17 protein-coding genes are annotated in these 22811 nt (G+C 60.1%); 6 read left to right on the plus strand and 11 right to left on the minus strand.

Annotation, left to right across the window (positions count from 1 at the left end; translation table 11 throughout):
• The first annotated feature begins 72 nt into the window (after nt 1-72).
• From ACA071_RS25400 to cmoB, 4 genes are all read left to right on the plus strand, one after another.
• The gene (locus ACA071_RS25400) at nt 73-465 is read left to right on the plus strand and encodes a protease inhibitor I42 family protein (RefSeq protein ID WP_497641632.1); all 393 of its coding nucleotides are present in this window, start codon (nt 73-75) and stop codon (nt 463-465) included.
• Between the two features lie 2 nt (nt 466-467).
• Nucleotides 468-1118, plus strand: a complete 651-nt coding sequence (locus ACA071_RS25405) for a lysoplasmalogenase (protein ID WP_497641633.1) — start codon at nt 468-470, stop codon at nt 1116-1118.
• A gap of 193 nt (nt 1119-1311) precedes the next feature.
• Nucleotides 1312-2091 carry a carboxy-S-adenosyl-L-methionine synthase CmoA gene (gene cmoA, locus ACA071_RS25410; protein WP_403019936.1) on the plus strand — a complete coding sequence of 260 codons (780 nt, stop codon included), beginning with the start codon at nt 1312-1314 and terminating at the stop codon, nt 2089-2091.
• On the plus strand, nt 2088-3050 hold the full coding sequence (gene cmoB / locus ACA071_RS25415; protein ID WP_497641634.1) for a tRNA 5-methoxyuridine(34)/uridine 5-oxyacetic acid(34) synthase CmoB: 963 nt from the start codon (nt 2088-2090) through the stop codon (nt 3048-3050). The genes cmoA and cmoB overlap by 4 nt, the downstream gene beginning before the upstream one ends.
• Nucleotides 3051-3172: 122 nt before the next feature.
• On the opposite strand, the gene tadA is transcribed toward cmoB, so the two are convergent.
• The 7 genes from tadA to treP all read right to left on the minus strand — a co-directional run bounded on the left by tadA (nt 3173) and on the right by treP (nt 12603).
• Nucleotides 3173-3667: a tRNA adenosine(34) deaminase TadA gene (gene tadA, locus ACA071_RS25420; RefSeq protein ID WP_497641635.1), complete on the minus strand. Its 495-nt coding sequence runs from the start codon at nt 3665-3667 to the stop codon at nt 3173-3175.
• Complete coding sequence (locus ACA071_RS25425) at nt 3667-5037, minus strand: multicopper oxidase family protein (protein ID WP_497641636.1); 1371 nt, start codon at nt 5035-5037, stop codon at nt 3667-3669. The genes tadA and ACA071_RS25425 overlap by 1 nt, the downstream gene beginning before the upstream one ends.
• Before the next feature lie 226 nt (nt 5038-5263).
• Complete coding sequence (locus tag ACA071_RS25430; protein ID WP_497641637.1) at nt 5264-5554, minus strand: PTS sugar transporter subunit IIB; 291 nt, start codon at nt 5552-5554, stop codon at nt 5264-5266.
• 2 nt (nt 5555-5556) lie between these two features.
• Entirely contained in the window at nt 5557-8085 is a 2529-nt protein-coding gene (gene ptsP / locus ACA071_RS25435) for a phosphoenolpyruvate--protein phosphotransferase (RefSeq protein WP_497641638.1), read from the minus strand.
• Between the two features lie 63 nt (nt 8086-8148).
• On the minus strand, nt 8149-9372 hold the full coding sequence (locus ACA071_RS25440) for a maltoporin (RefSeq protein WP_497641639.1): 1224 nt from the start codon (nt 9370-9372) through the stop codon (nt 8149-8151).
• Between the two features lie 94 nt (nt 9373-9466).
• Nucleotides 9467-11116: an alpha,alpha-phosphotrehalase gene (gene treC, locus ACA071_RS25445; RefSeq protein ID WP_497641640.1), complete on the minus strand. Its 1650-nt coding sequence runs from the start codon at nt 11114-11116 to the stop codon at nt 9467-9469.
• Between the two features lie 44 nt (nt 11117-11160).
• Complete coding sequence (gene treP / locus ACA071_RS25450) at nt 11161-12603, minus strand: PTS system trehalose-specific EIIBC component (RefSeq protein WP_497641641.1); 1443 nt, start codon at nt 12601-12603, stop codon at nt 11161-11163.
• A 236-nt stretch (nt 12604-12839) separates the two neighbouring features.
• Here treP and treR point away from each other — a divergent pair, with 236 nt between their 5' ends.
• Both treR and ACA071_RS25460 read left to right on the plus strand, forming a co-directional pair.
• On the plus strand, nt 12840-13544 hold the full coding sequence (gene treR, locus ACA071_RS25455) for a trehalose operon repressor (protein WP_497641642.1): 705 nt from the start codon (nt 12840-12842) through the stop codon (nt 13542-13544).
• 133 nt (nt 13545-13677) lie between these two features.
• Nucleotides 13678-18006 carry a membrane-targeted effector domain-containing toxin gene (locus tag ACA071_RS25460; RefSeq protein WP_497641643.1) on the plus strand — a complete coding sequence of 1443 codons (4329 nt, stop codon included), beginning with the start codon at nt 13678-13680 and terminating at the stop codon, nt 18004-18006.
• An 86-nt stretch (nt 18007-18092) separates the two neighbouring features.
• Here ACA071_RS25460 and guaA read toward each other — a convergent pair whose 3' ends face one another.
• The 4 genes from guaA to ACA071_RS25480 all read right to left on the minus strand — a co-directional run bounded on the left by guaA (nt 18093) and on the right by ACA071_RS25480 (nt 22797).
• The gene (guaA, locus tag ACA071_RS25465) at nt 18093-19670 is read right to left on the minus strand and encodes a glutamine-hydrolyzing GMP synthase (RefSeq protein ID WP_497641644.1); all 1578 of its coding nucleotides are present in this window, start codon (nt 19668-19670) and stop codon (nt 18093-18095) included.
• An 80-nt stretch (nt 19671-19750) separates the two neighbouring features.
• Nucleotides 19751-21220, minus strand: coding sequence for an IMP dehydrogenase (guaB, locus tag ACA071_RS25470; protein ID WP_497641645.1), 1470 nt, complete (start codon nt 21218-21220; stop codon nt 19751-19753).
• 184 nt (nt 21221-21404) lie between these two features.
• On the minus strand, nt 21405-21953 hold the full coding sequence (locus ACA071_RS25475; RefSeq protein WP_497641647.1) for a sugar ABC transporter ATPase: 549 nt from the start codon (nt 21951-21953) through the stop codon (nt 21405-21407).
• A gap of 76 nt (nt 21954-22029) precedes the next feature.
• Entirely contained in the window at nt 22030-22797 is a 768-nt protein-coding gene (locus ACA071_RS25480) for a sulfite exporter TauE/SafE family protein (protein WP_497641649.1), read from the minus strand.
• Between the last annotated feature and the right edge of the window lie 14 nt (nt 22798-22811).

Genomic DNA, 22811 nt, shown 5'->3' on the forward strand with positions numbered 1-22811 from the left:
CAGCTCTGTCACACTTTGTCTCATCTTCAGTTATGCTCGCCGTTCGTCGTGAATGCCGGAGTCACTGATCTTATGTCCCCCACCCGTCTGTTTGTCCCCCTCGCCCTGTCCCTGCTGGCCGCCTGCGCCACGCCGCCGAAACAGAACGTGAGCGTGGAAAAACAAAGCGAATGCCCGGCCAAAATGACCAACGGGCAAAACCTGATCCTGACCCTGCCGAGCAACCCGACCACGGGTTATCGCTGGGCGATCCAGGATTCCGCTGGCGGCGTGTTGCGTGCCCTTAGCCCCGAGGTCTACAGCAACCCGGAAGACGCCGGGATCGTCGGCAGCGCCGGGATTTCAACCTGGCGCTTCCAGTCCTTCGCCACCGGCACCGGCCGTTTGCGCCTGACTTACTCGCAACCCTGGGCGCCGGAAGTCCCGGCGGTGAAAACCTTCGATTGCGCGATTTCGGTTAACTGATCGTGGGTTGGCTAATCCTGGCGCTGATGGGCGCGGTGACCTTTCTCTACGGTCTGAGCGTTCACGCCGCGTTGCTCTGCCTGCTGGTCAAACCGCTGCCGGTGTTGGCCCTGCTCGGCTGGTTGCACGACGCACCGCCCACCGAGTATCGGCGTTGGATCAGCCTCGGATTGATTTTTTCCCTGCTCGGCGACGTACTGCTGGCGTGGCCGGGAGATTTGTTTGTGTTTGGGCTGGGGGCGTTTTTGGTCGCGCATCTGGCGTATCTGAAAGCGTATTTGAGCGATTGTCGACGGTTGGCGTTGGTGCCGTTGGTCCTGGCCGTCGTGGTGGGCGCAGTACTGCTGGGGATTCTGATTTCCCACGGGCTGGGGCCGTTGCTGGTGCCAGTGATAGTTTACGGCGTGGCGATCAGTGCGATGCTCTGGCGCGCATTGGCCAGGCTCGGCAGCGATGTGCCCAGGCGCTCGGCGTGGCTGGCGGCGGCGGGTGCCGTGGCGTTTGTGTTTTCCGATAGCGTGATTGGGATTAGTCGGTTTGTGATGCCGTTTGAGGCGGCACCCTATGTGATCATCCTGAGTTACTGGGTGGGGCAATGGGGTATTACGGCGTCGGCGTTCGCTCAAAGAAGTAAAGATCACCACATTCTGTAGCAGCTGCCGAAGGCTGCGTTCGGCTGCGAAGCAGTCGTAAACCTCGCACCGCATAACTTCAGGTCAATTGATGTAACTTGGACAGCGAGGGCTTCGCCCTCGAGCGCAGCCTTCGGCAGCTGCTACAGAGTTGCGTACACCGTGGAAGCGGTTTATCAGACAACCCGCGCATCCCCCGGTCAATTTGGCTAAAATGCCGGCCTTTTCCACCTACGCCGCTGGAACCGCCGTGAGCAAAGAACCCGATCGCCTTTTCGCCCAGCCTTTGGCCCAGGTACCTGACTTCGCCTTTAACGAGGATGTGGTGCGGGTGTTCCCGGACATGATCAAGCGCTCGGTGCCGGGTTATCCGACCATCGTGGAAAACCTTGGCGTGCTCGCCGCACAGTTCGCCCAGCCCAACAGCGTGCTTTACGACCTCGGTTCATCGCTGGGCGCCGTGACCCAGGCCTTGCGCCGTCATGTACGCACTGACGGTTGCCGGGTCATCGCTGTGGATAACTCGGCGGCGATGGTCGAGCGCTGCCGCGAGTACCTCAACGGTCAGGACTCAATGTTCCAGGAGTTGCTACCGGTCGAAGTGATCGAAGGCGACATCCTCGCCCTGCAATTCCAGCCAGCCTCGGTGGTGGCGTTGAACTTCACCCTGCAATTCATCGCCCCGGAGCAGCGCACCGCGTTGCTCTCGCGCATCCGCCAGTCGTTGCTGCCGGGCGGCGCGCTGATTCTGTCGGAGAAGCTGCGTTTCAACGATCTGGAAGAGCATGCGCTGCTCACCGATCTGCACGTCGCGTTCAAACGCGCCAACGGCTACAGCGAACTGGAAATTGCCCAGAAGCGCAGCGCCATCGAAAACGTCATGAAGCCCGACAGCCTCGAAGAACATCGCGAACGCCTATTGGCCGCCGGGTTCTCGAAAGTCGTGCCGTGGTTCCAGTGTCTTAACTTTGCCTCGTTGATTGCCTTGCCATGATTGATCTGTCCCCCCTCGCCCGCCGTCTGGCCGGCACGCCGCTGGCCGAATGGGCCAACACCCTGCAAGCACAACTCGACAAGAAAATGGAGAAGGGCCACGGCGACCTGGAGCGCTGGCAAAGCGCGCTGGATGCTTTGCCGAATATCCAGCCGAGCGAAGTGGATTTGCTCAATGGCTTGACCCTGGACACCAATTGCGACGACGAGACCCGCGCGCAGATGCGTACGGCGCTGATGGGCCTGTCGCCGTGGCGCAAAGGGCCGTTCGACCTGTTCGGCGTGCACATCGACACCGAATGGCGTTCGGACTGGAAGTGGTCGCGGGTCGCACCGCATCTGGACCTGAAGGGCAAACGCATCCTCGATGTTGGCTGCGGCAATGGCTACTACATGTGGCGCATGCTCGGCGCCGGTGCCGACAGCGTGATTGGCGTCGATCCAAACTGGCTGTTCTTCTGCCAGTTCCAGGCCGTGCAGCGCTATCTGTCCGAACCCAATGCCTGGCACCTGCCGTTTCCGTTCGAAGACCTGCCGCCGAACATGGAAGGCTTCGACACCGTATTTTCCATGGGCGTGTTCTACCACCGCCGCTCACCAATCGAGCATTTGCTGGCGCTGAAGGATTGCCTGGTCAAGGGCGGCGAACTGGTGCTGGAGACGCTGGTGATTGAAGGCGATCAGCAGCAAGTGCTGGTGCCGGAAGACCGTTATGCGCAGATGCGTAACGTCTGGTTCCTGCCGTCGGTGCCGGCGCTGGAGTTGTGGTTGCGGCGAGCCGGGTTCACGGATGTTCGTTGCGTGGATGTGAGCACGACGACCATCGAGGAACAGCGCGGGACGGAGTGGATGAAGTATCAGTCGCTGAGCGATTTTCTGGATCCCGAAGACCACAGCAAGACCGTTGAAGGGTTGCCGGCGCCGATGCGGGCCGTCATCGTCGCCCGCAAGCCCATGTAGATCACCTGCCCCTGATCGTTCCCACGCTCCGCGTGGGAATGCCGCCCGGGACGCTCCGCGTCCCTTTGCAGGCGTGACGCAGAGCGTCACAGGATGCATTCCCACGCAGAGCGTGGGAACGATCAGTCTCTACTGGCGCGTCGGGCCTTGAAGAATTCGCTGAGCACCGCCCCGCATTCTTCCGCCAACACCCCGCCTTCAAACAACACCCGGTGATTCAAAAAGCCCTGGGTAAAAAACGCCCCCTGACTTTGCACAATCCCGGCCTTGGGCTCCAGCGCGCCGTACACCACCCGCGCGATTCGCGAATGCACCATCAGGCCGGCGCACATGCTGCACGGCTCCAGGGTCACGTAGAGGGTGCTGCCGGGCAGGCGATAGTTGCTGGCGGCAGTTGCGGCGGCGCGGATCGCGACCATTTCGGCATGAGCGCTGGGGTCGTTGCCGCTGATTGGGCAATTGAAGCCGCGCCCAATAATTTCCCCGTCCTGCACCAGCACCGCACCCACCGGTACTTCACCGAGGGCAGCACCTTGAGCCGCGAGGGCCAGGGCTTCGCGCATGAAGTCCTGATCGCGGCTGCGGTCGATGATCGCTGCGGGGCGTATCTGACGCATCACGCCACCTCGATCGCGGCCATCAGGCCGGTTTCCATGTGGTCGATCACATGGCAATGGAACATCCAGACTCCCGGGTTATCCGCCACCAGCGCCACTTGCGCGCGCTCGTTCTTGCCCAACAGGTAAGTGTCGGTGAAGTACGGAATGACCTTGTGCCGATTCGAGGCAATGACCTTGAAGCTCATGCCGTGCAAGTGAATCGGGTGCTGATACTGAGTCATGTTCTTCAATTCGAAAATGTAGCTCTTGCCCTTTTCGAGCTTGGCAATCGGGCGGTCGGCACAGGTCTTGTCGGTAATGTCCCAAGCCTTGCCGTTGATTTGCCACAGGCTCGGCGGCTTGCCGTTGTCGACCGACACCGAGCCGACCCATTCGAAATTGAAGTTGAGTTTTTCGGCGTTGGCCAGGTCCGGCTCGGCCACCGGGTTGGCGGGCAGCGCGGGCGGCCATTGGGTCGGTGCGTCGCTGTTGGCCACCGAGCGGAAGGTGCCCACGCGCACCGGTCCGTTGCGCAAGGATAGCTCTTCACCGACCGGCGGGGCCTTGATCGCCAGGCAAATCCGCATACCGGGGCCGAGCCAGTATTCCTTGCCTAGTGGGCGCGGTTCGATGGGGTTGCCGTCCAACGCGTAAATCTGCGCTTCGACGCCGGGGATGTTCAGGCGATAAGTCAGGGTGTTGTCGAGGTTGAGCAATCGCACGCGAGTGATTTGCCCGGCAGGCAGCTCGATCACCGCTTGCGGCACACCATTGATGGTCGACAGCCGCCCCGCCGTACCACCGCGCGCCGCTTCACGAGGAATGCTGAACGCGACGAACGCGCCTTCTTCATCGACGTGCCAGCTCTTGAGGCTCAGGGTTTTTTCGTACTTGAAACCGGTGGGCTCGCGCTCTTCGATGATCAGCGGGCCGACCAGGCCGCGGCCGAGTTCTTCGCTGCTGTTCACGTGCGGGTGATACCAGTAGCTGCCGGCGTCAGGCACGCGGAATTTGTAGTCGAAGTATTCGCCCGGCAGCACCGGAAGTTGCGAGACGTAGGGCACGCCGTCCATTTCCAGCGGCAGACGGATGCCGTGCCAGTGGATGGTGGTCGCGACTGGCAGGTGGTTGATGAAACGCACCCGCAGCCATTCGCCCTGACGCACCCGCAACTCAGTGCCCGGCGCCGATGGGCCGAACGCCCAGGCTTCGGTTTTGTGCCCGGCCACCAATTCGACGTCCAGCGGGGCGGCGATCAGTTCGTAGTCGTGACCCGCCTCGGCGTCGGCCATCTTGCCCAGCCAATAACGCGACGCGCCACCGGCCCCCACGCCAACCACCACAAGACCGGCCAAACCACCGAGTATTTGTCGACGGGTAAAGGACATGAACTCAACTACCTCACGTATCAGCGACAGGCCTGGGGCCCGCAAAAGGCGAATACGATACACCTGCGGTTGAGAAACAGTAAGGGCGGGGCGGCGGATGGCCGCAGGCTGGTAACCGATCGTTCCCACGCTCTGCGCGGGAATGCCTCAACGGACGCTCCGCGTTCGGCTTTGAATGGGACGCGGAGCGTCCCGGGCTGCATTCACACGCGGAGCGTGGGAACGATCATTGAGGGAGGCCGGTGATCAGGTGCACCACGCCCTCTTCCAGCATCATGAAACCTGGCACACCGGCCAGATTCAACGCCTGCCGATCCACCCGCCCCACATCCCGCAACTCCACCCGCACTCGTGTCAGCGCCACGGGCTGCTGCGACTTGAGGTTATCCACCCCGCCCAACGCTGCCACGACATCCGCCTTCAGCCCCGAAACAACCTGAGCCACAACCTTTGGCTCATCCACCACCAGATCCGGCGTCAACGCTTTCCAGAACGCCCGCTGCATTTTCTCGAACATGCTCAGTTCTCCAGAACCAGTGAAGTATCGACCGTCGCTTCGTGATACAGCCGCAACGCCTCGCGCACCTGTTCGGCGCTTTCCAGCCCCAGCAATTGCTGGGCGATGGCCTGGCAGTCCACCAGATCCACTTCACGTACCGCCGCTTTAACCGCCGGAATCAGCGGCACACTCACCGACAGCTCATCCACCCCCAACCCCAGTAACAACGGGGTCGCCAGGGTTTCCGAAGCCAGCGCACCGCACACGCCGACCCATTTACCGTGGGCATGAGCGGCCTTGACCGTGCTGGCGATCAGGCGCAGCACCGACGGATGAAAGCTGTCGGCCTGGCTGGCCAGGCGCGGGTGATCGCGGTCCATGGCCAGGGTGTATTGGGTCAGGTCGTTGGTGCCGATGGAGAAAAAATCCACCTCGGGCGCAAACAGATCCGCCATCAACGCCGCGGCCGGCACTTCGATCATGATCCCCAGTTTCGGCAGTTGCGTGAGGCCCAGCGCCAACGCCTCTTCTTCCAGCAGTTGCCGGGCCAGACGCAACTCCGAGAGCTGGGCGACCATCGGCAACATGATGTGCAAACGGGCGAGCCCGGCACTGCTGAGGATCGCCTTGAACTGATCCCGCAACAGCTGCGGACGCTCCAGGCACAAGCGAATCCCGCGCATGCCGAGGAACGGGTTGGTTTCGCTGTCCATCGGTACGTAGGCCAGCGGTTTGTCGCCACCAACATCCAGGGTACGCACCACCAGATTGCGCGTCGGTCCCAGGGCGCGGGCGATGGCGCTGTAAGTGGACGCTTGTTCCTCGTGGCTCGGCGCGTGGTTGCGGTCCAGATACAGGAACTCCGAGCGCAACAGACCGACCCCCTCGCCGCCCAACGTCATGGCTTGTTCGGTTTCGCTCAGCGAGGCGACGTTGGCCGTGACCTCGATGTGATGACCGTCGCGGGTACACGCGGCGAGCGAGGCGTGGGCCAGTTCATGTTGATGGCGTTTTTGTTGTTGCTGGCGGTTGGCTTGAAGCTGCTCGATGGCGACCAGGTCCGGATCAAGGTGCAGCTCACCTTTGTCGGCATCGAGCAGCACTTGTGTACCGTCGGCCAGCGCCAACACCTGGACCGGCAAACCACAGATCGCCGGCAGGCCGGCGGCCCGGGCCAGAATTGCGACATGACTGGTCGCGCCACCGCCAACCGTGGCAAACCCCAGCACCTTGCGGGTATCGAGCCCGGCAGTCTGGGACGGCGTCAGTTGTTCGGCGATCAGGATCGCGCCGTCCGGCAACTCCAGCGCGCGATCCTGTACACCGAGGATTCGCTTGAGTACCCGCTGGCCGACATCCGCCAGATCCGCCGCACGCTCGGCCAGCAATGGACTGCCAAGGTTTTTGAACTGGACCGCCGTCGCCTCGGTCGTCGCTCGCCAGCCAAACCCGGCACTTTTGCCTTCGCTGATCAGCGATTGGGCCTGCCCCAGCAGGCTCGGATCTTCGAGCAGTTCCTGATGCGCCTTGAAGATTTCGGCCTGGGCGTCGCTGGTAGCGTTGTCGCGCAGTTGCTGCAAGTCACTCAGTGCCTCGACCAATGCCCGAGACAAAACCTCAGCTTCAGCCTGCGCGCCTTTGCCGAACTCGCTCACCTCCAGCGTCTGCTCGGCAATCTGCACCACATGCCCAAACGCCGACCCCGCCGAGGCGCAAACCCCACGCAGCATCGTCAGCGTCGAAGTTTCGACCGGTGCCACAGCAGTCACCTCCGTCACGGTTTCGCCACAGCCTGCGGCGAGTAACTCGGCCAGGGTCTTGATTGCAACCTCGGCATCCGCCCCCGCCGCGCTGACTTGCACGACATCACCATGGGCCGTCTGCAACGCCATGATCGCTACCAGGGATTTCGCGTTGGCGCTGTCCTGCTGCTTATGCAGGTAAATGCTCGCAGAAAAACCTTTCGCCGCCTGGGCAAACACCGCCGCCGGACGCGCGTGCAAGCCGTTCGGATTGGCCAGCGTCACCGGTTTGGAGAACAGCGCCTCGCCCTCCTCAGCCACCACTTCATCCGCCGTCTGCCCGGCAGTGTTCAACCCCAGCAACGGCTGGCCACTGTCCACCAGACCTGTTTCGGGCACCAGCCAAGTGAACGGCTCGCCACTAACCACCAGCATCAACGTCAACAAACTGCGCGCATGCAAGGCGAGGTAATCGGCATCGAATTCGATCAGTACCTGCCCTGCTTCGACGCGCTGGCCTTCCTCCACCAACCGGGTAAACCCCTTACCCGCCAGGTTCACCGTGTCGAGGCCAATGTGCATCAACACCTGTACGCCGTTGTTGTCGGTGATGCTGACCGCATGACCACTGGCCTGCACATTGCTGATCACCCCGGCCAGCGGTGCGCACAAGGTTTGCGAAGTCGGGTCGATGCACAACCCGTCACCGATCACGCGGCTGGAAAACACCGGATCGGGCACCTGGTCCAGCGGCATCAGCACGCCGGACAGCGGCGCGAGCAGTTGCAAATGTTGGGGTGTGGCCATGACGTCACCTGCTGTTTTGTTCTTTTGAAGTGCCGATGGAGCGCGAGGCTCCGACAGCATCGCTTATTTCCACCAGTACTCGACCTGCAATCCGACATTCGAACCGTGGCGCGCCGTGCCGAAGGCACCGGTGTCGGACAACGCCGAGCCCGCCGCGAGTTCATTGGCCGCCCGTTTGGCCGCCTCGTTCCAGCTCGCATAGGTGTAATACAGGCGCACCTCGGGGCGCGCCCAGAAATCCGGGCCCTTGGGCGACCAGGTCGGGGCGAAGGTGAATTTGCTCAACTTGCGCGTCCCGCCTGGGGCTTCGACCTGATCGTGACCCAGCTCGGTCACCAGTTTGAACTGCTCGGTGATCGCATACGCCGGGCGCACCCCGAGGGACAGCCAGTTCTGATCAGCGCCATCCGGGCGAATGTCTTTCTGATACACCGCCTCGATCTGCCCGCCAAAGCGCGGCGTCACCTGCCAGTCGAAAAACTCCACCACGCGATAACTTTTGTTGCGGTCGTCGAGCTGCACGTTACCGGTATAGCCCAACCCGGTGCCAGGGCCTTCGCCGTACTGGAAGGCCAGTTTGTTCTTGCCGCCGAGAAAGCCTTTCTGCACATGCTGGGCGGTGATCGCCCAGCCACGGTGCGCGTCGCGGCTGTCGGGTTTGTCGATGTAGCTCAGGCCCAGTTCCAGCGCACCACCGGGGTTGGTGTCGAACCCGGCGACGTTGAAGTCGTGCCGGTTGATGTAGTCCTTCTGGTACAGGTTGTCCTTGCGCGAATAGGCGTAGCTGTATTTCAGATCGCCGATCAACACGTCTTCGATACCGCCGCCCGTGGCGCTCTGGTTCCAATAGTAGAAGTCGGAAATATGGATATCGTTCCGTTTGTAGTAACGCCGGCCGGCCCATAGCGAACCACCGTTGAGACTCGGCATGTTCGACCATTGCGCGTACATCTGCGGCATCCGCACCGAGCCGTTGTCGCCGTTGAAGGTCAGGTCCTTGTCGTACTGGTTATACAGCGAAGCCATGCCGTCGACGCTGAGCACCGAGCCGTCGTCCAACGTGTATAAATCCTGGCGCAATTCAAGTTCGGCGTACTGCTCGCACTCGTTGCCCAAACGATATTTGGTTTGCGCTCCCGGCAATTGAAAACACTGTTGTTTACCGCTGTTGGTCGACGTCCCGACGCCGCTACGCAAATACCCGGCGAACTCCAGCGCCTGGGCCGAAAGAGGCAAAGCCAGGCACACGCCTGCTGCTACAAGGCTGCGATTTATTGTTGTTTTCAAGTGCTACCCCATTATTTTTATTGTGTGCTGCAGCAAAAACGGCGCGCAAAACTCCCCCGCGCAGTGTTCTGCGTGTTTTTAAAACGGGTCTTTTTTAGTAGTTAGTCAGGTGCAGTACGAACGACTCAAAGGGCCGTAGAAACACCTGCCGATTACGCGGCGGAGAATCCGGATAGTTGCTGATCACCAGCCGTTGCGACATCGCCTCGCTAATCACCTCTTCCGGCAATTCGACTTCGCACGGTGTGGCGTAGAAGTTGTTGAGCACCAACAAACGCTCGCCCTTGCCTTCACGCACATAGGCCCAGATGTGGGTGTGTTCAGGCAGCAACTGCCGGTACACGCCATCGGACATCAGCGCTTCGCGGCGGCGCAGAGCGATCAACTGACGGTAGTGATGCAGCACCGAATCCGGGTCGTCGAACTGGCTGGCGACGTTGATCTGCGCGGCGTTGGCCGGCACGCTGATCCACGGTTCGGCCACGCTGAAACCGGCGTTCGGCTCGGCGTTCCAGTGCATCGGCGTGCGGCCGTTGTCCCGGGACTTCTGCATGATTGCCGCCATGTTGTCGGTGTCGCTGACACCGGCGTCACGCTGGAGACGATGGATGTTCAGCGTCTCGACATCGCGGTACTGATCGATGTGATCGAAGCCCGGATTGGTCATGCCCAGTTCTTCGCCCTGATACACAAACGGCGTGCCCTGGAGGAAGTGCAGCGCGGTGCCGAGCATCTTCGCCGAGACCACTCGATGCTCGCCGTCGTGACCGAAGCGCGAAACCACGCGCGGCTGGTCGTGGTTACACCAGAACAACGCGTTCCAGCCACCGCCAGCCTGCATGCCGGTCTGCCAGTCGGAGAGGATGCGCTTGAGTTGGAGGAAGTCGAAATCGGCGCGAATCCACTTTTGCAGGTTCGGGTAATCAACTTTCAGGTGATGGAAGTTGAAGGTCATCGACAGTTCTTTCGACTCCGGCCGCGAGTAGCGAATGCAGTGCTCAAGGCTAGTGGAGGACATCTCGCCGACATTGATCAGGTCGTGACCTTCAAACACTTCGCGGTGCATTTGCTGCAAGTATTCGTGGACGTTCGGGCCGTCGGTGTAGAAGCGCCGACCGTCGCTGCTGTCCTCGGGGAAATCCGCTGGTTTGGAGATCAGGTTGATCACGTCCAGACGGAAACCGCCCACACCTTTGTCGCGCCAGAACCGCATCATCTTGCAAACTTCGGCGCGTACTTTCGGGTTGTCCCAGTTCAGGTCGGCCTGGGTGTGGTCGAACAGGTGCAGGAAGTACTGGCCGGTCTGGGCTTCGTACTCCCAGGCCGAACCGCCGAACTTGGATTCCCAGTTGTTCGGCTGGTCGCGCCAGATGTAGAAGTCGCGGTACGGGTTGTCGAGGCTGCTGCGGGCCTGCTGGAACCAGGTGTGTTCGATCGAGGTGTGGTTGACCACGATGTCGAGCATCAGCTTGATCCCGCGCTTGCCGGCCTCGGCGATCAGCAACTCGCAATCGGCCATGGTCCCGTAACTCGGGTCGATGGCGTAGTAATCGCTGATGTCGTAACCGTTGTCGCGCTGGGGCGAACGCAGGAACGGCGTGATCCACAGGCAGTCGACACCCAGCCAGTGCAGGTAGTCGAGCTTGGCCACGACACCCAGCAAATCACCCGTGGGGTTGCCGGCGTGGCTGTGAAAACTCTTCGGGTAGATCTGGTAGATCACCGAACGTTGCCAGTCTTGCATGGCGGTATTCCTTTTCGAAATTGGTACGAGACCCGTAGGGGCTGTCAGGCGACCCGATACCCAGGCCGAACAATCTTCATGCTCAACCCACAGGTCAAAACAAACGGCACGACCATGGCGATGATCATCCCGATCACAAACATCGGGATGAACTGCGGAATGATCGAGATAAAACCGGGCAAGCCACCGACGCCGATGGCCGAAGCCTGGACCTTGTTCATCGACAGGAAGATGCAGCCCAATGCCGAACCGATCAGCGCCGAATAAAACGGGAATTTGTAGCGCAGGTTGACCCCGAACATCGCTGGCTCAGTGATGCCGAAGTAAGCCGAAATCGCCGAGGTCGAGGCCATGCTTTTGTCCCGCACGTTGCGGGTCATGTAGAACACTGCCAGCGCCGCGCTGCCCTGGGCGAGGTTGGACATGACGATCATCGGCCAGATAAAGGTGCCGCCCTGGGTCGAGATCAACTGCAAATCCACGGCGAGGAACATGTGGTGCATTCCGGTGATCACCAGTGGCGCGTAGAGCATTCCGAAGATAGCCCCGCCGACCATTGGCGCCAGGTCAAACAGGGTGACCACGCCTTCAGTAATGAGGATCCCCAGATGCCGGGTCACCGGGCCAATCACCGCCAATGCCAGCACGCCGGTGACGACGATGGTGGTGATCGGCACCACCAGCAATTGCACGGCATTCGGTACCCGCGCCCGCAGCCACTTCTCGATGACGCTCATCACGTAGGCCGCCAGCAGGATCGGCAGGATCTGCCCTTGATAACCGACCTTCTCGATCTTGAACCAGCCGAAAATATCGAAGTACGGCAGGCTCTGGCCGTCGAGGCCGGCCACTGCTTTGCCGTAGTTCCAGGCGTTGAGCAGGTCCGGGTGCACCAGCATCAGGCCGAGCACGATGCCGAGGATTTCGCTGCCACCAAAACGCTTGGCCGCCGACCAGCCCACCAAGGCCGGCAGGAACACAAACGAGGTGTTGGCCATCAGGTTGATCAGGCTCCAGATGCCATCAAGGCCCGGATACGCATCCAGCAGGGTCTTGCCCTCGATGAACATGCCCTTGGCGCCGATCAGATTGTTGATGCCCATCAGCAGGCCGGCAATGATCAGCGCGGGCAGGATCGGCATGAACACGTCGGAAAACACCCGCACCAGACGCTGCATGGCGTTGATCTTGTCCGCACTCTTTTGTTTAACATCGGCGATGGTCGACGCGGCAAGACCGGTTTGCCGGCGCAGTTCGGCGTAGACCTTTTCCACCTCGCCGGGGCCGATGACCACCTGGAACAGGCCACCGGTAAAGAACGAACCCTTGACCAGATCGATCTGGTTCAGCGTGGCGCTGTTGACCAGGCTCGGGTCCTTGAGGGCCAGGCGCAAGCGGGTGACGCAATGCGCGGCCTGCTCGAGGTTGTCGCTGCCACCGAGGCTCAGAAGCAGCTCGCTGGCGATGTTCGGATAGTCGTGGCTCATGCTTGATCTTCCGTTGTAGTTTTTTGTTATTGGCAGCACGCCGAGACGAAAAGTACTCGTCTGTACGAGTTAAAGCAACAACTCGTACAGACGAGTTTGATTTTGTTTGTCACGAGCCCGACCAGCGGCGACATTTCCTACCTCCGAAGTCAAAGAAACCTATTGCCGCATGGACAATTCCCTACCCTGCCCTTAAGGTTCAAAACCTTGAGTACAGCGCGGCATAGAGCCATCCCATGAGTAAATACAACCAGATCTACACCGATCTGCTTGCCAGCATCACCACCGAACGTCTGGAACGCGGCGCGCGGTTACCTTCCGAAACCGAACTGATGGACCGCTATCAGGCCAGCCGCGGCACCGTGCGCAAGGCGATCGAGCAATTGCAGGAGCGCGGTTTCGCCCAGAAAGTCCACGGCAAAGGCACCTTTGTGCTGTCGACCAACCCAATCGAATTTCAATTGGGTGGCATCGTCAGTTTCCAGGAGACTTATCCGCGACTGGGCAACGACGTCAGCACCGAAGTGGTCGAGTTTGATCAGATTGCGCTCGAAGGCCCGCTGCTGGAGCACATCAAAGCTGAAGCCGGCAGCCTGATCACACGGATCAAACGGGTGCGGCGGATCGACGGCAAACGGGTGATCCTCGACATCAACCATTTCGTCAGCGACGTGATTCCTGGTCTGTCCCGCGAGATCGCCGAACAATCGATCTACGCCTTCATCGAACAGACCCTGCAACTGCAAATCGCCTATGCCCAGCGCACCATCGAAGCGGTGCCGCGGAGCAAGGACGACCAGCTGCTTTTGGACCTCGACGGCCAGAGCCATGTGATCGTGGTCAGTAACCAGACGTTTTTGCAGGATGGCCGCCAGTTCGAGTACACCGAGTCGCGGCATACCTTGGACAAGTTCTACTTTTCGGATGTCGCCCGGCGCTGATTCGCACAAGGACAGGGTTTCATTCTGCGCTGTCGGGTCTGCCAGAACCTGCAACAAGTGACGCCGGATCCGACATCTTTATCGTGGCGGCCTTGGGATAGTGAGGGTGAACCTTCTACCCGAGAGGCACGCAATGACAGCCATCGAAACACCCGCCGCCCCCACTGACCTGCCCAACGCCGCCGATGCCAAGGCCCTCCAGGCGCTGGTGCCGGCCCTGGTCGAGGCGTGCCCCGACATGTACGGCATGGCGATCGAATTCGCCAAACGCATCCTCACCAAGCACGGCATTCATGACCTGGAACCGGATCAGGTTTACTGGCACCGTTTCCATGGTTCCCAGAGCAACGCGCAGACCTTTACTGGCTGGGAACACATCGAACACCCCCACGACTCCATGACCCTGACGCAACTGGTGATCCAGCGGTTCACCGTGCATGACCAGGACAACACCGACATGCTCGACAACGACTGCGGCTTCTACACCGCAGGCCCGGACGTCGGCACCTATGACCAGACCAACGAAGTTCGGCTGTTCGGCAGCCAGGTCTTGAAAGCTTTCTGGTCCTACAACTTCATTGATCACTACAAGGAAAAAGTCGAAGCCTTCTGGAGGACCCAAAGCACCACCTTCAGAACCCTGGCCAAGTGCACGCTCCTGGCCAAGGCCATGGAAGATCGCGAAGCCGGGCGTTTGTCCGATGACAACTTCCGCACGGTGGTCAAGGCTGTCGCCAGCAACATCACCTGGCCAGTGACGCGGCAAATGCTCGAAGCAGAAACCCTGCCCGCCTCGGGTTTGCGTGTACGGCGCCTGACCGTGGGTGGTTTTATTTCCACCGACATCCTCAGTATTGTCGACGCAGACGGTCGGCAGATTCTCTATGTGCCCGGGGAGCTATGGGGTTTTCATGTGCTGGAAAGCGTCATCGACCTGCACTGGTGGATCATGTCCGAAGTGCAGACACCTTCAGCACGCAAACGCTTCATGTCGCACTTCCAGGTCGCCGACCACGACATCATGAAGGACACGGCCGCTTTCAAGAAAAGCACCGAAACGTTGATGGCCGCGGCGCCTGTCGTGGATATGTTTGCGCATTTCTTTTACGAACCGCGCATCGAGAACGTCGGTCTTGAGCACGTGCTGGATTTGTTGTTCAGCGCGTGGAAGTCCAATGATCACCAACTGCTCGAGACCCAAGACGCATGGGTCACTGGTGATGCCTTCAGCTATCTGCGTGATGCCACCCATGCACGCATGATCAGCGATGCCAGTTTCATGATGAACTCCAACGGCGACCTGCGAAAAAAGCTGTGGATAGGTTATCTGAATGCGTTTGGCCGGATGTTCGGGCCCTTGGCGGCAGTGGGCTGGCCGGTGGCGCTCGCGGTGGTGGGCGCGGGCATCGCCGACGTCGGGTTGAACATCGATCAAGCGGTCAACGGAAAAACGCCCATCGAGCGCAAGGCCGGGGTGACCGGCGCGATTTATGCCGCCATCAATACGTTGTTTAACGCTATGTTCCTCAAGATCGGCGGCGAGTTGCCGGACATTGCCGAAGCCGGCAGCGCGATTGCAACGGAAGAAAAAATCAGCGAACTGGCCATGGAACGCACAGCATTGCCATTGCCTGAAAAACTTCCGCTTGAGCCGGTCATTGCGCTTGGACAGGAGGATGCTCTCGCCCCTTTCAGAACCGTGATCACTGAAGCCACCCGCGAAGGTACCGGGGTCGCCAAGGGTGTCATCGAAACCTTTTCGGGCAAGCAGTACATCTACCTGCGCAGCGGTGTTCGGGACGGGTTTTATCAGGTTCGTTATGTCAGCCAGATGAAGTGCTGGGTCATTATCGATCCGGCCAATCCGTGGTCGTTTTACCGCAATGTGCCGGTACGCCTGAACGAATACCTGCAATGGGAACCTGTCACGGCGCCAGGTCTGAAAGGTGGGGCCGGGAAGATATTCGGTTTCAAAGGCTGGGGGCACACGGCGCAAGCCTTGCCGCCGGTTGAAACGCCAGCCACACCTTACGATGTGCCCGAATCGTTAAGGCCTGCGTATAAAACGGCTGCCGATGGCAAGGCCGGGCATACGGCGCTGGACGAGCACGTTTTCGACGGTGGGCAATACACAGAGTTCAAGACGCTACGGCAAAGGCTCTACGACGATGCCCTCGCATTCTTCCGGAACCTGACACTCCCCGATCGCCCGAAAATACCCGCGTTCAAACCACACGAAACGCTCAAGGCCATCCTGAAGTCTCTGCTCAAGAACGCGCGCGGCATTGTGATTGGAGAAGAGCACTCCAGTGCGGTCAGCAAACAGCTGTTGATTGAAAACATGGCGATCCTGAGCAAGCAAAATGTCAGGACGTTGTACATGGAACACCTGCTTACCGACTTCCATCAAGCCGACCTCGATGTCTTCAACCAGACCGGAAAACTCTCGGAAAACCTGGAGCGCTATCTCAAAGCGCTGGATGCCAGCCAGGGGACAGACCCCTTTGGCCAGTACACCTTTCTGGAAGTGGTCAGGGCCGCCCAGAAAAACCATATCCGGGTCCAGGCCATCGACTGCATGGCCAGCTACCGAAGCCAGGGCATGACCGGGGCCGAAGGGGCGTTGCGCACCAGGATGATGAATTACTTCGCCCGTACCGTAATTGAAGCCGATCAGTCTGCTCGCGGCGCTCACAACTGGGTCGCGCTGGTGGGTGACGCCCACGCCAACACGTTCGAAGGAGTTGCCGGGCTCAGCGAGCTGGAGGGCGCTATCGGACTGCGCGTCGAAGAGACCGAGTTCGGCAAGGCCCGCGGAATCGAGCCGGACCCGGGCAAAATCGAAAACCATGGCCTTGAACAGCTTCCAGTCAAAAACGACCTGCGCCTGCAGATGGACACACCGGTCAGCGTCACCAATGCCCATAAGATGGACAAGCTACTGACCGACAGAGGCATGTTTACCCTGCAAAGCGAATCTGGAAATGCCGTACTGGTGAGCCGTAATCGTGACGGTATGCTGGTAAGAACCCCGATTCAGAAAGACAGCGGTGGTTTTTTTGTGATTCGCCCTGAGTGGGAGACGGTGCATATTCGCCGCTTCGCCACCCTTGAGAAGTTGCGCAATGCCCTCATCGCCAGACGCATGCGCCTGGTCAGGCTGCCCGCTGAAGGCACTGCTCCGACAACCAGCGCCTCTGCCGCCCCGCCGCCATCGACCAGCAGCGAGCCGCGCCCAGGCCCCAGTCATCCCAATACCAGGCTCGAAACGCCATCCACTCCCTATGACACCCACCCGTTCTACCGCGCCGAGATGCAGGACTGGGTGTTAAGAACCGAAGCACAGCGCGGGACCGCCCAGACCCGCGAACAACAGCTGGAATCCTTCGGCCCGGAAATGCGCTTGTCTTCCAGGCGGACCTCACTGCTTATCGATGCCCAGACCCAAGAGAACGACCTGGAATGGAAAAACTTACCCGAACGTCCACCGATCCCCAGTCAGAGCCGAACCTTCGTCGAGTTCATCAAAGAACTGTTCAGAGACTCCATGGGCCTGGTCATCGGGGAAAGCCTGGACCGTATCGCCAGTACTCGGCTGCTGATCGAGAACATGGCCGAGTTTGCCCGGCAAGGGGTCAAAACGCTGTACTTGCCGCGCCTGCTCAATGACTTCAACCAGGCTGAACTGGATCTGTTTTTCGCTTCCAAAACAGCCACGATGCCGAAAAACCTGGAAACCTACCTCACCACCCTCAGCGCGGATCTGCCGGAACCCTTCACTGACCTTGAGTTGGTAAAAGCCGCCCGTGAACACGGGATACGCGTGCAGGCAAGCGACTGCGCCGCCAGCTATACCGTGACGTCTCCAGGCTTCTCGGCGGTAGAAACACAGCGAACCAAAGTCTTCCTGACCACCCGCATCATGAAAGCCGACCAGCAGATTCATGGCGCCGGTAAATGGATCGCCGTGACCACCGCCGAAAATACCAATACCTTCCGCGGCGTTATCGGCTTGAGCGAGCGCACGGGCGGTGCGGGGCTGAGGGTCGAAGAAGTCGGGGTCGGACAAGGTCGTGGCATTGAGCTGGACCCGGGCATTGACATTGATCGTAACGAAGTCGAGGGGCCGATGTTTCATGGCAACTTCGACACTTTTTACGCCGATTTGCATCTGCCCGTCGAAACGCCCGTGTTCATCCGATCAGCTGCGCAACGCCAACGGTTGCTGTTCAAACCCGGCATGTACTGCATCGAGCGCTCCGGCGAGACATATACGCTGTGGCACCGTGACAGCCACTACGTGATGACGCAAACACCGATAGAGCGGTTGGCCAACGGTGACTACTACATCACCCGCCCGGCATGGAATGGCATCGACCAACAGCCCTTCGCGACCTTGCGCGACCTGTCCCATGCATTGAACGAGAGAGGTATGTCTCCACGAGGGCGTTTCCCTCAGTGAGGTAAGGCCAAAAACGCAAAACCCCGGCACCAGGCCGGGGTTTTGTGGGTTCAGCAGCGCCTGTCAGAACAGGCCACCGCGCGGGATCATTCCCACTCGATGGTTGCTGGCGGCTTGCTCGACACGTCATAAGTAACGCGGGAGATGCCTTCGATTTCATTGATGATGCGGCCGGAAACGGTTTCCAGCAGTTCGTAAGGCAGGTGAGCCCAACGCGCGGTCATGAAGTCGATGGTTTCCACGGCACGCAGGGCCACAACCCAGGCGTAACGACGGCCATCGCCAACCACGCCAACCGATTTCACTGGCTGGAACACCACGAAAGCCTGGCTGACTTTGTGATACCAGTCGGCCTTGCGCAGTTCTTCGATGAAGATGTGGTCGGCGCGACGCAGCAGGTCGGCGTATTCCTTCTTCACTTCACCGAGGATCCGCACGCCCAGGCCTGGGCCAGGGAACGGGTGACGGTAGACCATGTCGTACGGCAGGCCGAGTTCCAGGCCCAGACGACGGACTTCGTCCTTGAACAGTTCGCGCAGGGGCTCGACCAGTTTCAGGTTCATTTCGTCTGGCAAGCCACCCACGTTGTGGTGGGACTTGATCACGTGAGCCTTGCCGCTTTTCGCGCCAGCCGACTCGATCACGTCCGGGTAGATAGTGCCCTGGGCCAGGTACTTGATGTTATCGAGCTTGCAGGATTCGGCATCAAACACGTCGATGAAGGTACGGCCGATGATCTTGCGCTTCTTCTCCGGGTCGGACTCGCCGGCCAGGTTACCGAGGAACTGCTCGGCCGCGTTGGCGCGAATGACTTTGACGCCCATGTTCTCGGCGAACATGGCCATCACTTGCTCGCCTTCGTGCAGACGCAGCAGGCCGTTGTCGACGAAGACGCAGGTCAGTTGGTCGCCGATGGCTTTGTGCAGCAGCGCGGCAACGACCGAGGAATCCACACCGCCGGACAGGCCGAGCAGTACGTTGTCAGTGCCGACCTGGGCGCGAATGTTGGCAATGGCGTCTTCGGCAATTTTCGAAGGCGTCCACAGGGCTTCGCAACCGCAGATGTCGAGGATGAAGCGCGACAGAATGCGACCGCCCTGCTTGGTGTGGGTCACTTCTGGGTGGAACTGCACGCCGTAGTAACCACGAGCATCGTCGAACATGCCGGCAATCGGGCAGCTCGGGGTGCTGGCCAGGATGTGGAATTCCTGAGGCATCTTGGTGACTTTGTCACCGTGGCTCATCCATACGTCGAGGCCGAACAGGCCGTCAGCGTCGATGTGGTCTTCGATGCCGTCGAGCAGACGGCTCTTGCCGACCACGTCAACGCGGGCATAACCGAACTCACGCAGCTCGGAACCTTCAACCTTGCCACCCAGCTGTTCAGCCATGGTCTGCATGCCGTAGCAGATACCGAAGACCGGTACGCCCAGGTCCCAGACCGCTTGCGGTGCGCGCGGGCTATCAGCAACGTGTACCGACTCGGGGCCGCCGGCGAGGATGATCCCTTTCGGCGCGAATTCGCGAATCGCTTCGTCGTCCATGTCGAACGGATGCAGTTCGCAGTACACGCCGATTTCGCGCACACGGCGGGCAATCAGCTGGGTGTACTGGGAACCGAAGTCGAGGATCAGGATGCGGTGGGCGTGAATGTCGAGGGCCATGAAGTCAGTCTCGTGTATGTAATTCAGAAACAACTCGGGGCTGAAAACAGCCCCGGTTACTTAACTTTTTGCTTGAAGCCTCAACCTACGCGGTAGTTTGGCGCTTCTTTGGTGATTTGTACGTCGTGCACGTGGGACTCGGCCATGCCAGCGCCGGTGATCCGCACGAACTCAGGCTTGGTGCGCATTTCTTCGATGTCGGCGCTGCCGGTGTAGCCCATCGAGGAACGCAGGCCGCCCATCAGTTGGTGAATGATGGCGCTCAGGGTGCCCTTGTACGGAACACGCCCTTCGATCCCTTCCGGTACAAGCTTCTCGGCGCCTGCCGAGGAATCCTGGAAGTAACGGTCGGAGGAGCCTTGAGCCTGGGACATGGCGCCCAGCGAACCCATGCCACGGTAAGCCTTGTACGAACGACCCTGGAACAGTTCGATCTCGCCTGGCGCTTCTTCAGTACCGGCGAACATCGAGCCCATCATCACGCAGGAAGCACCGGCTACGATGGCCTTGGACAGGTCACCGGAGAAACGGATGCCGCCGTCGGCGATCAACGGAACGCCACTGCCTTCAAGGGCAGCAGCGACGTTGGCGATGGCACTGATTTGCGGGACGCCGACACCGGCGACGATACGGGTGGTGCAGATCGAGCCAGGGCCGATACCGACCTTGACCGCATCGGCGCCAGCTTCGGCCAGGGCCAAGGCAGCAGCGCCGGTGGCGATGTTGCCGCCGATAACCTGCACGTCAGGGAAATTCTGTTTGACCCAGCGAACGCGGTCGATCACGCCTTTGGAGTGACCGTGTGCGGTGTCGACCACCACCACGTCAACGCCGGCCGCAACCAGTGCCGCAACACGATCGCCGGTGTCTTTACCGGTACCGACCGCAGCGCCTACACGCAGACGACCTTGATCGTCCTTGCTGGCCAGCGGGTAAGCCTTGGCTTTTTCGATGTCGTTGACGGTCATCATGCCTTTGAGGGCAAATTTGTCGTCGACGATCAGCACGCGTTCGATGCGGTTTTTGTGCAACAACTCGCGGACGTCGTTCTTGTCGGCGCCTTCCTTGACCGTGACCAGACGCTCTTTAGGCGTCATCACTTCACGGACGGTGGCGTCCAGGCGATTCTCGAAACGCACGTCACGGGAAGTGACGATGCCGACCAGGTCGCCATCGTGCAGTACCGGAACGCCGGAGATGTTGTGCATGCGGGTGAGTTCGAACAGTTCACGCACCGTGGCGTCAGCCTCGATGGTGATCGGGTCCTTGACCACGCCGGCTTCGTAACGCTTGACCTTGCGAACTTCGGCAGCTTGCTGCTCGATGGTCATGTTCTTGTGGATGATGCCGATGCCACCTTCCTGAGCCATGGCAATTGCCAGACGGGCTTCAGTGACGGTGTCCATGGCGGCAGAAACCAGAGGAATATTCAGCTCGATGCCACGGGTTAGGCGGGTCTTGAGACTGACTTCGTTAGGAAGCACCTCGGAATAACCGGGCACTAGGAGAATGTCGTCGAATGTCAGAGCTTCTTGGCTGATACGCAGCATCGCGGGGGCTCCCGAGCGGGAAAATGGAAGCGCGCCATTATAGTCAGACACCCCCTCGGGTTCAATGTAAAACTCTGTCTATTATCGATGCAGTGATCGACGGGGGTTTTACACCGCTCCCCGCAGGAGCAAGGCTTGCCCGCGATGGCGGCTTTGAGGACGCCATCGCGGGCAAGCCTTGCTCCTACAATTCGACTTTCACCAGGCTCACAGGCTGGTCGAGCCAATCGGCAAACTCATCGATAAAACTCTGCTTGAACCCCGCCTCGGCCCAGTTGTTGAAGATGAACCCCAGGTTGGAAAAACCGCATTCCTGCAAGAACAAAAACCCGTTGATGTCATCTTCATGCCCGCACTCGGGGCAGGTGAAGTTATCGGTGCGGCCCGGCATCCACTCTTCCAGGCTTTCGAACAGTGCTTCGCCGACTTCCTTGCGACACTCGGTGCACCCCGCTTCGCCCAGAAAACCCTTGGCCGGGGTGTAGATGCAGCGTTTGGTGATGATTTCCAGGCCATTGACCGGTTCGCCGAACGGCAGCGCTTCCGGGTGCAGGACCACTGCCCGGGCGCCATCCGCCAGCGCATAACCCATGCGATTGCCGGTGCGGCCGCAGGTGGTCAGCTCTTCCTTGACGATGTTCTTGCGCACCAGCCACCGCACGACCGCCCGGGCCCGGGGTTCGTGCACCGGCAATGTGGAAATTTTGGGGACGATGATGCTTTGGGAATTCATGGTGCAAGCCTGCAAATACTGAATGATCACCCTTGTGGGATCTGCGGCCGGCAGCTTAATCCCTGACACACTCAGGTCAAGTACTCAAATACCGCCCGATCAAGGCAATCCCGCTGGCCAGCACCAACCAGGTCACCAGCCGCACAAACGTCTCCCGGGACAGTTTCATCGTCAACCGCCGGCCGATCCACAACCCTAGCGCCATGGCCGGCAACAAACACACGGCCAATACCAATAAGGGTAGCTCGGCGTACACCCCCGCGACGGCAAACAGGCTTAAACGCACCACGGTGCTGCAACTGATCAGCGCACTCTGGGTCGCACGGGCTGCCTCCTTGGGCAGGCGACTGTTCAAATAGATCGCATACAAAAAGCCGCCACTGCCAAACAACGCGCCAAACATCCCGCCCACCGTGCCCATCGGCACCGCCCAACCGGCGGCCAATTGCGTCGGACGGGTTTTGACCCACAGGCTATAAACCGCATAGGCGCTGATAAACAGCCCCATCAACAGCAGCAACAGATCGGATTTGAGGTTCAACAGGAAGATCACCCCCAACGTGCACCCCACCGCCATGCACGGCAGCAGTCGCAGCAGCTCGGGTTTGGCCACATCCCGTAGCGAGGGCAGCAGATTGCCGAAAGCCGCGACGAAATCCAGCAGCACCAGCAACGGCACGATCTTCGACAGCGGCATGAACAGAATCAGAATCGGCCCCGCCACCAGCGCAGTGCCAAAACCGGCAATACCGAACACGATGTAAGCCAGGGCAATGCCCAGCCCGATCACCAGCCAATCCGTTGCGCCGAACGGCCATTGGCTCAACAACTCAAGCACATTCATTCCGAGTCTTTCCT

Source organism: Pseudomonas sp. LBUM1646, from assembly GCF_059716165.1.